Raw genomic sequence first — 14891 nt, forward strand, 5'->3', positions numbered from 1 at the left:
GTGAGTAGACCAGTGATCCCATGAACTCCTCCCAACGCACAAACGTTGGAAGGCTGAGAAAGTTCACTCAATGGAATGAAAAGCCCCGGCAAGGTTTCGTTAACCGGGGCAGGCGCCTTGGGAAATCTAGCTGAAAGCAACGATAAGCGCCCAGTCTCCGTGTAGATCGCTAACTGTTAATATTGTCTTCCCAGAGACGTGGAAAACCCCGGCAACGAGGGTTACCGGGGCTGTGCAGGCCACCAGTCGCGTCGTGCCTGTTGACCTGCTCTTATACTTAGATAGCGCACCGGAGAACAAAAGAAAGCCCCGGACGCAGGAGGGACCCAGTCCGAGGCTTTGCGCACCGCAAAGGGTTAGCGGGGGCTAAAAACGGTGCGCAAAATTGATATAGCGCAATCAGCGAAAAAGAAAACCCCGGCTAGTCCGGGGTTGTGATTGCACTGATTGCCGGTTAAGCGGCTAGTGCTGGCACATACCAGTGGTCGTCGCAATAAGACAAAACAAATTTATCAGTGGTTTCGTCTTTCTGCGCCAGCTTTTCGAACCGGTCTATGATGTCTTTCATAACATCAGGTTTCTTGTCATCAGGAACCAAGGAAAGCAGATAGATCAACCGGAGGGCTAGAACAGCAGGTCCGTTTGGCTCGCTTTGTCCTTTCTCCCACCTAGCTACGCTTTGATCTGTCACACTTAGAACGCGTGCCAAGTCAGACTGTGTCATGTCCAACTCACCACGGAGGAACTTTAGTTCTTTCCCCGTAGGGGCTTTCTTCTCAAGAACAATGTGCAGACCAATAGCACGGTGCAGTCCGTCAATATCCTCAACGGTCAAATATTCTTCGCCGTCGATGATTTCTTTCGTAAAGCCGTTGCGTAGATAGATGTTGTCCAATCCGCACTCCACATAGTGAAGTGGCTCCTTGGAGAGCTTCTCACCTTGCCTGTAGAAGTTTTGGATGTTCATCTTAGGTCTTCCCATTCAACTGTTTTAACAAAGAGACGATCATTACGGATAATCACGACGACTACCCCAACATCTCTTCGGCCTTTCACATTTCGGACGATCTTTGCTTTCCATTCTCCGGCAGATTGGCCGGGTTCGATTGGACCCGAAACACGGCCTTCTCTTAGGACGGTAAGAGCAACTCGGATAGAAATTTCCCGCTCCTCCATCCGTTCTCTTGCATGTGCTGACCATGCGACACGGCCAGTTACTGCAGCGAGATTGCGCACGCGATCTTCAAATTCATCGGGTCGCAGCGCCATGCGGGCGACATTGTGAGAGCGTTGTTCGTCCTTCATGCACCTATCAATATGATAGGCAGATATTAATAGTCAATGAAAATCACATGAAAGTGTGAAAACGACGCACTTAAGTGCTGCAACGCAACAATCAAAGGAATGGAAACGAAAATGGCACGACGCATCAACGCGGCGGGGCTTTCGCTCGTGAAGCAGTGGGAAGGCCTCAAGAATACAGCTTACCGGGACGTGGCCGGTGTCCTGACCATCGGATATGGGCATACGAGCGCTGCCGGTGCACCTACGGTAACGCCGGGAATGGCAATCGGTGACAAGGAAGCCGAGCGCATCCTGAAGGCCGATCTGGCGAAATTCGAGGCGAGGGTAGAGCGGTTCGTAAAGGTGCCGCTTACCGACAACCAGTTCGCAGCGCTCGTCTCGTTCGATTTCAACACCGGGGCGCTTGATAAATCCACGCTGCTGAAAAAACTGAACAAGGGCGACTATGCCGCTGTCCCGGTCGAACTCATGAAGTGGGTGAATGCTGGCGGGAGGAAGGTGCAGGGTCTTGTGAACCGGCGAGCCGCTGAAGCCGGTCTCTGGGCCAAGGGAGATTTCGTTTCGTCCAACTATGTGTCAGCCGAGACGGCAGCCAATAAGACCGATGTCGCCACGATTGGCGGTGCTGGTGCTGCTGGTGCGGCGGCAACGGTCGGCCCTGTCATTCCTGAAATTGTTAGCACCATCTCAAATCAGCAGGACGAATTGTCTAGCGGTCAGTGGGTGCGTGTGGCGATTGCTAGTGTGATTGTCGCCCTTACCCTCTGGGGCATCTGGCGGAAGACGCGCTCATGATCTGGGCGCTCATCCCCTCATGGCTGAAATACTCGCTCGCTGCCGTTCTGGCGGCGTTTCTGCTTCTGGCGGGTGGATATTTCGCCGGGAAGCACGAAGGCCGTCAGCAAGCTGTTTCCGAGCAATTGCGCGAAACCGTCAAAGCCGAAAAGGAAAGGGGCAAGGACGATGAAAAACTACGCGGGCTTACGGATTATGATTTTTGTATTCTTGCCCTTCGTCGTCGCGGGCTGTCCTTCGATCAGTGCGACGAGCTGCGCGGGCTGGAGACAGAATAACCTATCGCCTGCCGGTCTGGTCGCACTGACCAAAGTGGACCGGCCAGCGGCGGAGCGGGTCGAAGGCAATGATGAAAACGGAAAACGGCGGGGCTGCTGGAGATGACGCCAATGGACAAAGATGCTGCTACAGCACACCGCCTTGTAGAGCTGCCGGAGGAAACGAGAGAGTTTCTATCCCAACTTCGCGAGGAAGATATTGACCTCTTGAAAGATGGTCTCGATCTGATCCGGTCACTAAGAACCATTGGCCGTTTCATGCGCTGGCTCATTCTCGGCATTCTGGCGATCCTTATCGGGATCGTTTCGCTGTATGAGAACGCGGTAAAAATATGGGCGTGGTTTCATAAGTGAGCGCGTAAGAAGTGCCATGCCACACTGATATCAAACGGAAAAACGAGCGCGTAAATACTCTATTTGATTTTCAATGCCTTCTTTCTCGGAGCAGGCGTGACCACGATAAGCTCGCGCTCCAAGCGCTGTTTTCGCAGGCGGAGAGTCTTTGCGACCCGCTCGTCTACTTCCGCATCTAGAATAGTACGCACGGCTTTATTGGTACGTGAAGCAACCGACTCGCGAGAGGAAGGAATTGGCTTGAAAAGAGTATCTTTCGTAAAGGGACCGCGTGGGTCTTGGGGCAATTGTTGTAATCCTTTTTGAAGTGAATAAAAAAGGCCAAGCAATGCTTGGCCTCAAAGCTAATTTCCTTCGACAGTGCCAGTACATCCGTGGTCAAAGGAAAGAAAATCAGCTATTTAAGCGGCTTGCAGATTGCAGGCCGACATTTTGCCGGACTTGCGATCCTGTTCAAGATCATAAGTGAGCTTCTGGCCTTCGGTCAGCGAGTACATACCTGCGCGTTCAACCGCAGAGATATGAACAAACGTATCGCCGCCGCCATTTTCAGGCTGAATAAATCCAAAGCCTTTTGCTGCATTAAACCATTTAACTGTGCCGGTGTTCATTTGAACCTCTTTCATAGTATATCAAAAACCGCGTTTAGAAAAACGCAGAGACGAAACGATTTTTAAAAGGGAGTTTTCGTTCATCGCACGGTGCTAATCGCGCAGCAAGCAAAGCTCAGCAAGAAAATATCGATAATTGTCTTTTAGATGGTTAAATAAAAATTGTCAAACGATTAATAAATTATGGGTCAATAAAGTGGAGAAAGCTTCTTAACTCGCTTAATATTTCCATTGTTTTTACAGTGAAATAACGATTCAAAAAATTATTATTTGAGAGGCCCAGTTTGGTGCCTCTCGAGGGATAATTGTTAGGCAGTGCCATAGGCGGACGACACTTCCGTTTGTGGACCTGGGCCTGTTTGAATGTCGCCCATTACTCCATCCATAAATCTCTTCAGAATTAACGCTGAGTCATTATAATGGGGTCCTGGTAGGGGTCTCATCCTGGATGTGACATAGCCGGCCTTAGCAATCATCTGCTTCAGAATGCGATGGTTTGAGTGAAAATCGCCATTATAGATATTGGAAGACATCGCGTCCTCCTTTCAATTGCGGGCAAGGGCCATTCCGCCCATGTCAGGGGCACCCGTATTCAATCAATACACTGACAATTAAGGATGGACTGCTTGCGATTTAATAGCAAGAGAACAATTACGGTCACTTAAAGGCAGATGCCCGATAATCTACTAATCTGGTAAGGCGCGCGATAGGTCAATAACAGCACTACTCCCCGCTGACTGTGAGAAAATACGACAACACAAAAAGTCCCACGAAAATCACTGGGAGACTTACAGCAAAGTCATCAACTTCTTGTAACTGTTTTGAAATTGGCCCTCAGGGAACTTTTCCCCCAGTCAAGTGCGCTACCGGGCTGCGCTACGCTCCGAGCCGGGGAAAGCCGTAGAATATAACGACTTGGCACGCAAGGGATAATTTCTCGAAACTGGCAAATTGCACACCGACTTTGTGTTACGCGTGAAATCGAAAATAGTCCTCCAATCCGGCTTCGGCGAATTGTGTCAGAATTGCGTACAAATTGTGACAATCTGTCACCTTCGATGGCAGCTATGTCTTTCCTAATAAATTGGGATAGGGGAGGGCATCAGTGGATGAGAATCAGTCACCTTTTCAAGACGCTTGATTTCTGGCGGGCGCATCGGGCCGTTAACCGTGAACCCGTCTGGGAGAACATATTGCCGTTGTTCTTCTTTCATCGCGACGGCGTGCTGGCGATCCAAAGATTGGCGCGAGAGTGGACCCGCCTTTACGGGCTCCGGCGGGTTGACGTATTTCAGGGAACCGTCGTCAATGAGAAGTGGTCGAACCGCCGTATCGCTGGGCTTCTCGACCAAATGCAGAAAACCAGCGATGCCCGTTCGGCAAAAAAACGTTTGCGAACAGTGGAGACACCCCGCCATGTCGAGGGAAGTCTGGTCGTGGTTCGCACGCAAGGTACGGAATTCCTGATTGACGGTCGCCGGCGCGCGAATATCTGGAGTAACATGCCGGGCCAATATGCCGTCTGGGTTATCGAAGTAGAGCCGCGCCCATCGCGTCTCTCGAAGCTGATAGGCGGCGGCGAACTCCAACCGTCTCGATCATAAAAGCATTTCCAGCAAAAAGAGCGTCGAAAATCAGGAGCGCGGTCCAAAGAGGATGATGCATGTACCGGCGAAGGCCGTGCACGCGCCGACCACATCCCAGCGATCGGGGCGGGCGCCCTCGGCAAACCAGATCCACAGGATCGACGCGATGATATAGATCCCGCCATAAGCTGCGTAGGCGCGACCGGCAACATTGCTCTCAATCAATGTCAGCAGATAGGCGAACAAGGCGAGGCACACCATGCCGGGCACCAGCCAGAACGGTGACTTGCCAAGCTTCAACCAAGCCCAAAAGGCAAAGCAACCGCCAATTTCAAACAGGGCTGCGGCGGCGTAGATCGCGAATTGCAAGGTTCTGCTCTCCTGAGCCTTCTTTGAGTTTGAGTGAAAGCTCATACTTGTATTCCAGCCCTGCACAACCCCAGATAATCCCGAAAAGCAGATAAAAATGTCGCCAGTGGTCGGTATCGATGACATTTCCGATCAGGACATGCCCGAGATAGGTTGCATAAGCCACCAAGAGAAATGGCTGCCAGGGACGATTGCGAAACAGCAGTTTGAAGCCGATCGCAAGGGTCAGAAATGTCAGTGTCAGAAAAGCTATGAATCCGACCCATCCATAGTCGAGCGCAGCCTTGAGCCAGATATTGTGCGTGTCTTCGCCAAACATCGGTCCGAATTCGAGCGGCCCGATACCCAAGGAATGCTGCGTGGCGAGAATCATACCAAGCCAATGGCGCGCGAAGCGTCCAAGTCTTGCACTGTCATAGCTCTGTTCAAGCCGCGCGCGCTCACGGAAGAAGTCGCCCACGCCGGGAATTTGCAGGATAATGAGGACCGCGAGAACGATCGCCACCACGGCAAGCAGGCCGATTGCGATCAGCCGAAACCGAAAGCGGTTGCTGTTGCTTTGCAGAAAAAGCACGCCGAACAAAAGGGCGAAGGAGAGGGGAACCATCGCCCATGCCGCGCGCGAAAAGGACAGCAGTACGCCAAGCATGAGCAGGCAGCAGAGCGGAAGATAGGCAGCCACATCGCGCATGCTTCCGCGCATGACGCGATAAAGCGTCCAGGTCAGCGGCAGTATAAGGAAGGGGCCGTAGACGTTCGGGTCTTGAAAAGCACCCTGCGCGCGTCCGTAGCGCGTGAAGTTTTCCGCTCCGGGGAAGAGGGCGAAATAACCGGCAATGCCGAGCAAGGAGGAGACGATGCTGACAAGAAGATAGGCGTTAAAGATGGTTCGCAGACGCCTGTAGTCAGCTTCGATCACAGCCGCGAAGAACACTGATGTAAAAGCCAGAAACAGCGAGACCGCAATATAAAGCGGGGCCTTCTTCACATCGGCCATCTGCATGACCGAGATCATTCCGCCGAAATTGAACACGGTAAGGATTGCCAGCAGCACGAGGCTGGTGCGGGTCAGCTTCAGGCCGAACAATAATGCCAGCACAATCAGGCCGACCATATAGAGTTCGTAAGGCGCGGGCTCACTCATCACGAAGCCCAACAGAAAAACACCGAAACCGATCGCCGTGTTGGCAATGAGGCGATTGAGCGCACGTTTGCGCGCTATATCTGCCCGCAGCTCTATGGGCGGGGGCAGATTGCCCTCAAACCTGTGCGCTACGCTGGTCAATAGGCGTTTTCCGTGTTGAGAAGCCGTATCGGCGTCAGGAACAGAATCTTGAGATCAAGCCACAGCGACCAGTTTTCGATGTAGTAAAGATCGAATTCCGTGCGCATGCGAATCTTGTTTTCATTGTCGATTTCGCCACGCCAGCCATTGATCTGCGCCCAGCCGGTGACGCCCGGCTTCACGCGGTGGCGCGCGAAATAGCCGTCGACGACCTCGTTATAGAGGACATTGTGCGAATGGGCTGCGACCGCATGCGGGCGTGGGCCGACGAGCGACAGGGAACCTGCCAGAACATTGAAGAATTGCGGCAGTTCATCGATGGAAGCCTTGCGAATGAAACGCCCGACCCGCGTAACGCGAGGATCGTTTTTGGTAACGGCCTGTTTTGCGGTGGGATCGCACATCTCGGTATACATTGACCGGAACTTCCAGACATTGATGACTTCGTTGTTGAAGCCATGCCGCTTCTGCTTGAAGATCACAGGGCCCTTGCTGTCCAGCTTGATAGCGATCGCCGTCCCGATCATGATCGGCGAAAGGAGAATGATGCCGAGAATGCTGAAAACCACATCGAAGATGCGTTTGGCGACGGAATCCCAATCGTTGATGGGCTTATCGAAAATATCCAGCATTGGCACCGCGCCGACATAGGAATAGGCGCGCGGGCGGAAACGCAGGTGATTGTTGAGTGCCGAAAGGCGAATGTCGACGGGAAGGACCCAGAGCTTCTTCAGCAGAGCCAGCACGCGGGCTTCGGCGCTAATCGGCAGGGACACGATTAGCATGTCGATGCGGGCAATGCGGGCAAACTCGATCAGTTCATTGATATTGCCGAGTTTTGGATAACCCGCAACGATGGGCGGCGACCGCTTGTCATCGCGATCGTCGAAAATACCGCATATGCGGATGTCGTTGTCCGGCTGCTGTTCCAGCGACCGGATGAGCACTTCCGCATTGGAGCCGCCGCCTACGATGACGGCGCGGCGTTCCATAGTGCCGTTTCGCGCCCAGCGCTTTATCTTCCAGGCGATGAAGACACGCGACAGCACAAGCAGCACGCAGGCGCTGAGCGCCCAGTACAGGAACCAGCCGCGTGAGAAATCTGAGGAGGATTTCAGCAGGAAACCCGCGATAGCCAGCGTTCCGAGCACGGCGGCCCAGCTGATGAACAGCCGCCGCAGATAACGGCCGGGACTGCGCAGCACGTTGATCTGATAGCCGTCATTGATTTCCATCAGCAGGACGAAAAGCGCGCCGCCAGCGATGATTATGAGCGGGTAGTAGATGAGGAGATGCGTGCCGAGGCCCACATAAAGCAGAAAGCTCGCAATGCCGGACAGGAAGACAAGCCCGAACTCTGCCATGCGCATGACGCCGCTCAGCATCAGCGGTGAGAACGTGTCGCGCTGATATTGCTCCGCCATCTGGCGCGCAAGAGGGCCGAGTTTCACCGGACCTTGTGGCTTGGCGTCTGGCCCTGCATCCTGGTTGCCGCTGGCTTCCATGGCTTTTCGGCCAAAAGGAGAAAGCGCATCATTATTTCGCACAACATTGCCCCTGATCATAAGAATGACGCGTAGTGATTAGCCCCAAAGTCCTAAGCAGAATATAAACACCGCCGGACAAGCTTATGGCTTAGGTAAACACCCGATTAAATACATGACTGAAAGCCATTACTGTTAGCAACGACTAAACTAAAAAGATTTCTGCTCGCACTGTTACAGCATTGGTGGCGGCAACCGGTATGCGCACGTTGCCGCAAGGCAAGCAGCTGCAAGGCTTGCCTTGCGGGATTATATTGCCTAGGACAGTGATATGGAACCGTTGGAAGATAAAGCTGCAAGCGGCATTTTGCCATCGAACTGTTCGGCACATATCGCCGTCAACAGGCAGGCTCTCTTCCCCCTCCTGATAGGCACCAGATCGGACGATGTCATGGGGTTGCTGCGCGCCTGACCGCACAGCGACCCAAATCCTGATGAGAGCAATTCACGCTGCGACCTTTCAAGGTCGTATTAACTGTTTGTTTTGATGCGCTTTATCCGAGCCCTTTGTGACGTTCGGAGAAGCGTACTAGGGTTGAACATGACTATCTGGGTCGAACTGGCTAGAGCGGGCAATCATGCCGGCGATGAAATTTTGTTGCGAAAACGCGATCACATCTATGAAATCCGTTATAATGGCCTGGAATTGATGTCGAACGTCAACTTCCAGTCCGAGACCGTATTGGCAGAGCGGTCGCTTCGCCTGCATGGTCGGGCGGTGTCGCATATGCTGATCGGCGGGCTCGGCATGGGTTTCACGCTTCGGGCCGCACTCGATCTGCTGGGACCCGAGGCCAGGGTCACTGTGTGCGATCTTGTCCCGGAAATCGTGGACTGGAACCGGACCCATATCGGGCATCTTGCCGGTTATCCACTGAACGATCCTCGGGTGGATATCCGGGTCGCGGACGTGATGGATGTCCTTCGTGCAGAACAGGGTCGGTATGATGCCATACTGATGGACACGGATAATGGACCGGATTTCACGGTCCGCGCCGCCAACGGAGCCATCTATGAGGATGATGGCCTCAGGCTGGTGAAACGGGCATTGAAGCCGAACGGCATCGCCGCGTTCTGGTCCGCAACCATATCCGACCCGTTTGAAGACAAGCTGGACATGCTGCCGTGGCAATGGCAACGCGAGGATATATCGTTGATTGGCGGACGCGCGGACGCCTTCCACTACATCTATTTTGCAGCGCAGGGGGGATTTCGGTCACAGGTGGACAGAATTGTGTCTGCCTCCGGGCCCTTCGCCGCGATGGCAGGCTGAGGAGAATATCCGTCAGTCTTCCGGCACTGTCCGGTCGGGATGGGCTTCATAATAGATCGTCTCGATCGACTGGGCCATGGATTGCAGACTGAAACGCTCACCTAGCCGCGCCGCCTCCGGCATCGCGGCGCGAAACGCCGCCGGATCATCCGCAACCTTCAGCATCTTGTCCGCAAGCGCTTCGTCCTCCGGCTCGACCAACGCCGGGGAACGCGGCCCGAACACTTCAGGAATGCCGCCGACATTGCTGGCGATGACGGGCTTTCCGGCGGCAAGCGCCTCCAGAACAATATAGGGAAACGCTTCGGCACGTGACGGGACCACCATTATCCTCCCAAGGGCAAAGGCCTCTCGCGCGGCCATGCCGGGCAGAAAGCGGATCTGCCGGAAGATGCCCAGTTCTTCGGCGAGGGCGACGAAGCCCGGCTTTTCCGCGCCGTCCCCCACCATGGTTGCGGTGAAAGCGCGCTCGCTCTGGTCGCGCAGGCGCGCCAGTGCACGGATCATGAGGTCCGGCCCTTTCAGTTCGCGCATCGTGCCGACAAAAAGAAAATCGCTGGCATCCGGCGCGTCAGCCATTGTTATGAACTCGTCTTCGGTCAGGCCGTTATAGATGACGGCGTGAAGGCCATAGGGCCGTCCTATCTTTTCTTCGTAGATGCGCTTTTCGAAGTTCGAGACGAACATCACCGCGTCGGTGAGAGGGGCCAGCAATCTCTCTATCAGAAAGACGGCGCCGCCTCGGCGCGTCTTCCCGTCGAAATGCAGGCTGCCGCCATGCGGTGAATAGATACGGGCTACGCGAGACCTGAATACCCGTAAGACTGAACCGAACAAACGCGCATAGACCCCGCCCTTGGCGCCATGTCCGTGCAATATGTCCGGCTGCAATTTCTTGATGATGCGATATGTTTTGTAGGCTGCGGCCGCATCGCCCAATCCGATATGGCGCTGCATGGCAATGCGATGCAAGCCGAGCGCGAGCTTTGGCCGTAATTCCTCCAGAAGCGCGTCTTCGCGCGGGCCGCCTGTGGTTGCATCGCAGACAATGCCGACCGCGTGGCCGTTCTCCGCCTGCAAGCCCACCAGATCGCGGACATGGCGGAAGAGCCCGCCGGTCGGTTCGCGGAAGCAGTGGAGGATGCGGAGCGGGGAGACGTTGGTGTCATCAGCCATCAATCGCCATCAGAACAGACGTTCGCGCACATAGATCGTGTCGCCCGGCAAAATAGGATCCGAAATCAGCACCCGCCCGGTCAGAACCTTGCCGTTGAACTGGCGCGTGATATCGACATTTTCCTGATTGGCGCGCGGACTGAAACCGCCTGCAGCGGCGATAGCCTTCTGCGCGGTCATGCCCGGAACATAGGAATACTGGCCGGCGGCACCCACTTCACCCATCACGAAGATCGGGCGATAGCGGTCGATTTCCGCGCTGACGTCTGGATCGCGCAGATAGCCGCCGCGCAGCTTGGATGCGATGATGCCTTCCAGCTGTTTGGATGTCTTGCCGCGGGCCGGAATGCTGCCGACAAGCGGGAAGGCGATATAGCCTGCCTGATCGACGCTGTAGGTGTTGGTAAGGCTCGGCTGCTCGAAAACCGTAATGCGCACACGGTCGCCGGCGTCCAGCATATAGGGCTGGTTCAGCGCTTCGTGGAAAGCGGGCGGGGCAGGGCGATAGCTGGAACAGGCAGAAAGCGTCATGGCCGCAAGGCCGAGTGCCACGAGCATGGCGTGGCCTTTGCGCTTGTTCTGATTTGTCTTCGCCGTCATCTTCCGCCTCGGTTCTTCCGAAAAGCATTATTTCCTAAAGTACGCAATCGACGCGGTATGGCCGCGCAATTGCGAATATCGGTTGCAAGGGTTATCGATTGATTAGGGTTAATGGCTGGTAAAGAAGACAGGGTGAGGCGCAAAATCTTTATGTTTCGCCGGGGTCGTGAGCTGGTCCTGCTTAACCCTCTGGTTACCTTGTTCCTTTACCGTTCGGCCAGATTCGGGGGTGGTTTACCCCACGCGGGCGAGAGCGATCACGCGCGCAAGCGCATTCGCGAAGTCCATGGAGAATGGGGAATGGCAGAAGTCGATCCGTTATCAAGGGATGCAGATATCGATATCGGCGCGCTGTTCGCAAGCCTGAGGCGCCACTGGCTGTTCATCGTCGTGGGCGCGCTCCTGATGGCAGCGCTCGCATGGGCCGTCTGCCTCCTTCTGACCCCGGATTATCGCGCCGAAGCCCGCATCATGATCGAGGCTCGCGAATCCATCTATACCCGCCCCAATGGCGAGACTGCCGCCGAGCGCCCGCTTTTCGACGCCGAAGGCGTGAAAAGCCAGGTCGAGGTATTCTCCTCCGGCGATCTTCTCAAGAAAGTTTCCGACGAGCTCAAGCTGACCAGCAACGAAGCCTTCACGACAACGGATGTGAAGCCCTGGACCCGCGTCCTCATCATGCTCGGCATGCGGACCGATCCGGCTCGGCTGACCCCGGAAGAGCGCGTCTTGCAGAAGCTGCGCAAGAACATGCAGGTGTTTGCCGTGACTGCCTCACGCGTCATCGCGGTGCAATATACCTCGCCGGACCCGGAAACGGCCAAGAACGTCGCCAACGCGCTGGCTGATCAGTACATCCTGTTTCAGCAGGCCGCGAAGCTTGAATCGAACGACGACGCGACCAGCTGGCTTGCCCCCGAAATTGACGACCTGCGCAATCGCGTCCGCGATGCGGAAAGGAAGGTCGCGGACTACCGTGCTTCGCGTGGGCTTCTGACGGGGCAGAGCAATAGCACCATCGCCACACAGCAGCTTTCCGAGGTCTCGACAGAACTCACACGGGTGCGCACCAATCGTGCATCGGCGGAAGCCAAGGCGGAAAGCATTCGCAAGGCGCTCGCCTCCGGCGCGCCCATCGACACGCTGCCGGATGTGCTTGCTTCCGGGATGATGCAGCGTCTTGCCGAAAGGCGCGTCCAGCTCAATGCACAGATTGCCGATCTTTCGACGACGCTTCTGGACGGCCATCCGCGCATCAAGGCGCTGCGTTCGCAGCTTGCCGATCTCGACCAGCAGATCAGGAACGAAGGCCGCAAGCTCATTGCCAGCCTCGACAATGAAGTGTCTGCCGCAAAGCTTCGCGAGGATGAACTCAATCGCGAGCTGAACCGGGTGAAGGCACAGGCGGCACAGGCAGGCGATCAGGAAGTCGAACTGCGCGCATTGGAGCGTGAAGCGGCGGCACAGCGCCAGCTTCTGGAAACCTACCTGACGCGCTATCGCGAAGCCGCATCCCGTACCGACCGCAATTATGTGCCGGTCGATGCCCGCGTTTTTGCTTCTGCCGAGGCTCCCGCTGTTCCCTATTATCCGATGATACTGCCGATTGTCAGCTCGACCTTCGTGGCGGGTTTGCTGCTGCTTTCGATTTTCGTTCTGTTGCGCGAATTGTTCAGTGGGCGCGCATTCGTGACGGCTGATGGCCAAAGGGCCGATGCGGTGGAGGAAATCGAAATGCCGGTTATTGCCGCCGCCGCTGAAGCCGCTGCGGTGCCGCCATCGAAAGCCGAAGGCGGTGATACGGTTTCGAACGAAACAATTGAAGCGCCGCGCCGGTCATGGACTACGCCATTTGCGGCCAAGCCGTTGGCTTCAGACACACGGAGAACCGTGGAGGAGTTTCCCATGACGGGGGGAGATAAGACCAGTCAACGCGAGGCACAGCAGCGTAATCCCAACGGCGTGAAAGCTGTCGCCGATCTGCTTGACGGCGGAAAGGAAAAGCGCATCGTGGTTGTCTCTCCCGAAGGTGACAAGGCATCGGCGGGAACGGTACGTCTGTTGCGCGAATTTGCCGACCGCGGCAAGCGGGCAATTCTCGTGGACATGACGGCACATGGAACCGTCGGTCTGGCCATGCTGGACGGTGCGCATCTGCCCGGCATAACCGAGCTTCTGTCCGGCGAGCGGCGTTTCAACGAGGTCATTCACAGCGACCGGTTTTCACAGGCTCATGTGGTGCCGCTGGGGGAGGCTGATCCCGAAATTGCCATGCGCTCCGCTGACCGCCTCCCGCTTATTCTTGACGCGCTGGAAACAGTCTACGATTTTGTCGTTGTGGAGTGTGGTCCGTCGTCATCGGAACAGATCGCGCGCATTGCCGATGGACCGGCTTCCGTTGTGATGAGCATTGTTGATCCGGACGACAAGGGCGTCGCGCTGGCTGCACTTGATCTCGACCAGGGCGGCTATGAAGATGTTGTCATTCTCATGGATGAGACCGTCTGATAGTCGAATCTGGATCTGGAACAGTATTTTAGAACAGGTTCTTGAACCAGATTGCCAGCATCCCCTACCTTTTTGCGAATCTGCTGCGCAGCGCCTTCGCCAAGCCCCAGAGACGTGGATTGCGCTTGAGATTTCCGGCGACCGTGTTGCGGGCTGATTGCAGCGTCGTGAAAAGCTTTCCCTTGGCGGAAAGCGGCACCAGCGTGTCATAGATAGTAAATTCGACGTCGCACCATTCGCGCTTGTAAGGCTCGTCCCCGATGCCGAAACTGTAGACCGAACGGCCTTCCTCACAACTCCGGCTTATATCCTCGAAGAAGAGGAATTCACCCGGACTTGCCGTCATCAGTTCATCCTCCGCGATCGCACCAAATTCAACGGTCGGTCCTGCAACGCCGAACACTTTCCCAATGATGGAACGTGTTGCTCCGCCCACCTCAAGAAAGCGTAACTCGTTCAGTTCTTGACCTTTGGTCAGCCCGTCACCGAAGAAAGATTTGAAGAAATTACGCACATTTTCATCGGCGAATGGGTCACTAATCCCCATCTTCTGGAAGCGCTGTGCCTTCATCGCGAAATAGAGATCGAGAACCTCGTCCGATTCCGCACGGCTATGCGGTCCGGCAATTCTCCAGCCTCCGCTTTCTTCATAGCGGCGACCATGCTGGCGATGTTTTTTGAGCTTCCGCTTGCGATGGGCGCGATCAAGCACGGCATCGAACCCATCATCAAGAGAGGCGGCGAGAACCGGATTCGGATTGGGGGCCTTTCCGAGAGCAAGCAGCGGGTTGGCGACGCCTTGCAGTTCCGAAAGCTGGCGCGTTAGCGACAATGCATCGATGTCAGGTCGTACTTTGCGGATAAGGCTCACTACCTGATTAACTGCATCGCGACTGCGAACGACGTCATATTCTTTCCGCAGCCATGGGAAATTGCAATTGGCGTGGCTCCCGCCGGGATAGCGCGCAATTTTCGCGCCGTTCTGGCGGACGACTTCCAGCGGCACGAGCAGGATCGGCCCGCTGCCGTCAAAAAGCCCTGCCACGAAACTGTCGGCATTGACGATTGTGCGCCAATTATCGATCCATTCGAGCGATTGGGGTGCGCCATGAATGGCGTCCGCATCTTTCCAGAGCCGCCCGATCTCGCTGAAATCCGTCAGAATGCGCGCTGCGACTTCACCCGCCATTGTCTGCAGCATCCTCAG

Annotated in this window: 16 protein-coding genes; 7 read left to right on the forward strand and 9 right to left on the reverse strand. The window is 55.4% G+C overall.

The features are described 5' to 3' along the window. Window positions 1-454 precede the first annotated feature (454 nt). Both F9K78_RS15650 and F9K78_RS15655 read right to left on the reverse strand, forming a co-directional pair. A complete protein-coding gene (locus tag F9K78_RS15650) occupies window positions 455-967 on the reverse strand; it encodes a helix-turn-helix domain-containing protein (protein WP_167518126.1) in 513 nt (170 codons plus the stop codon). Then, complete coding sequence (locus F9K78_RS15655) at window positions 964-1305, reverse strand: DUF4258 domain-containing protein (RefSeq protein WP_151682396.1); 342 nt, start codon at window positions 1303-1305, stop codon at window positions 964-966. The genes F9K78_RS15650 and F9K78_RS15655 overlap by 4 nt, the downstream gene beginning before the upstream one ends. A 111-nt stretch (window positions 1306-1416) precedes the next feature. On the opposite strand from F9K78_RS15655, the gene F9K78_RS15660 reads away from it, so the two are divergent. From F9K78_RS15660 to F9K78_RS15670, 3 genes are all read left to right on the forward strand, one after another. Then, window positions 1417-2100 carry a lysozyme gene (locus F9K78_RS15660; RefSeq protein ID WP_151682397.1) on the forward strand — a complete coding sequence of 228 codons (684 nt, stop codon included), beginning with the start codon at window positions 1417-1419 and terminating at the stop codon, window positions 2098-2100. Then, the gene (locus tag F9K78_RS15665) at window positions 2097-2378 is read left to right on the forward strand and encodes a hypothetical protein (protein ID WP_151682398.1); all 282 of its coding nucleotides are present in this window, start codon (window positions 2097-2099) and stop codon (window positions 2376-2378) included. The genes F9K78_RS15660 and F9K78_RS15665 overlap by 4 nt, the downstream gene beginning before the upstream one ends. A 111-nt stretch (window positions 2379-2489) precedes the next feature. Further along, on the forward strand, window positions 2490-2732 hold the full coding sequence (locus tag F9K78_RS15670) for a hypothetical protein (RefSeq protein ID WP_235925452.1): 243 nt from the start codon (window positions 2490-2492) through the stop codon (window positions 2730-2732). Window positions 2733-3133: 401 nt separating this feature from the next. On the opposite strand, the gene F9K78_RS15675 is transcribed toward F9K78_RS15670, so the two are convergent. Then, complete coding sequence (locus F9K78_RS15675) at window positions 3134-3343, reverse strand: cold-shock protein (RefSeq protein ID WP_121982997.1); 210 nt, start codon at window positions 3341-3343, stop codon at window positions 3134-3136. Window positions 3344-4452: 1109 nt separating this feature from the next. Here F9K78_RS15675 and F9K78_RS15685 point away from each other — a divergent pair. Beyond that, the gene (locus F9K78_RS15685; protein WP_121986578.1) at window positions 4453-4947 is read left to right on the forward strand and encodes a hypothetical protein; all 495 of its coding nucleotides are present in this window, start codon (window positions 4453-4455) and stop codon (window positions 4945-4947) included. Between the two features lie 30 nt (window positions 4948-4977). Here F9K78_RS15685 and F9K78_RS15690 read toward each other — a convergent pair whose 3' ends face one another. Genes F9K78_RS15690 through F9K78_RS15700 form a run of 3 tightly spaced genes read right to left on the reverse strand, consistent with a single transcriptional unit; the run spans window position 4978 to window position 8088 of the window. Further along, entirely contained in the window at window positions 4978-5298 is a 321-nt protein-coding gene (locus tag F9K78_RS15690) for a YnfA family protein (RefSeq protein ID WP_121986579.1), read from the reverse strand. Further along, window positions 5261-6583: an O-antigen ligase family protein gene (locus F9K78_RS15695; RefSeq protein ID WP_121986580.1), complete on the reverse strand. Its 1323-nt coding sequence runs from the start codon at window positions 6581-6583 to the stop codon at window positions 5261-5263. The genes F9K78_RS15690 and F9K78_RS15695 overlap by 38 nt, the downstream gene beginning before the upstream one ends. Continuing rightward, a complete protein-coding gene (locus F9K78_RS15700; protein WP_376903278.1) occupies window positions 6580-8088 on the reverse strand; it encodes an undecaprenyl-phosphate glucose phosphotransferase in 1509 nt (502 codons plus the stop codon). Before F9K78_RS15700 ends, F9K78_RS15695 begins: the two co-directional genes overlap by 4 nt. A gap of 310 nt (window positions 8089-8398) precedes the next feature. On the opposite strand from F9K78_RS15700, the gene F9K78_RS21905 reads away from it, so the two are divergent. Both F9K78_RS21905 and F9K78_RS15705 read left to right on the forward strand, forming a co-directional pair. Then, window positions 8399-8539 carry a hypothetical protein gene (locus F9K78_RS21905; protein WP_021587771.1) on the forward strand — a complete coding sequence of 47 codons (141 nt, stop codon included), beginning with the start codon at window positions 8399-8401 and terminating at the stop codon, window positions 8537-8539. Between the two features lie 129 nt (window positions 8540-8668). Then, the gene (locus F9K78_RS15705) at window positions 8669-9400 is read left to right on the forward strand and encodes a spermidine synthase (protein ID WP_121986581.1); all 732 of its coding nucleotides are present in this window, start codon (window positions 8669-8671) and stop codon (window positions 9398-9400) included. Between the two features lie 12 nt (window positions 9401-9412). On the opposite strand, the gene F9K78_RS15710 is transcribed toward F9K78_RS15705, so the two are convergent. Further along, entirely contained in the window at window positions 9413-10576 is a 1164-nt protein-coding gene (locus tag F9K78_RS15710; protein WP_121986582.1) for a glycosyltransferase, read from the reverse strand. 9 nt (window positions 10577-10585) lie between these two features. After that, window positions 10586-11176, reverse strand: a complete 591-nt coding sequence (locus tag F9K78_RS15715) for a polysaccharide biosynthesis/export family protein (RefSeq protein WP_121986583.1) — start codon at window positions 11174-11176, stop codon at window positions 10586-10588. Between the two features lie 300 nt (window positions 11177-11476). Between F9K78_RS15715 and F9K78_RS15720 the strand changes: the two genes are divergently transcribed. Further along, on the forward strand, window positions 11477-13684 hold the full coding sequence (locus F9K78_RS15720) for a GumC family protein (RefSeq protein WP_121986584.1): 2208 nt from the start codon (window positions 11477-11479) through the stop codon (window positions 13682-13684). 64 nt (window positions 13685-13748) lie between these two features. Here the strand turns inward: F9K78_RS15720 and F9K78_RS15725 are convergent, their stop codons facing one another. Further along, on the reverse strand, window positions 13749-14873 hold the full coding sequence (locus F9K78_RS15725) for a GNAT family N-acetyltransferase (RefSeq protein ID WP_121986585.1): 1125 nt from the start codon (window positions 14871-14873) through the stop codon (window positions 13749-13751). Between the last annotated feature and the right edge of the window lie 18 nt (window positions 14874-14891).

It is taken from the genome of Brucella pseudintermedia, from assembly GCF_008932435.1.
In the GTDB taxonomy this organism is placed as follows: domain Bacteria; phylum Pseudomonadota; class Alphaproteobacteria; order Rhizobiales; family Rhizobiaceae; genus Brucella; species Brucella pseudintermedia.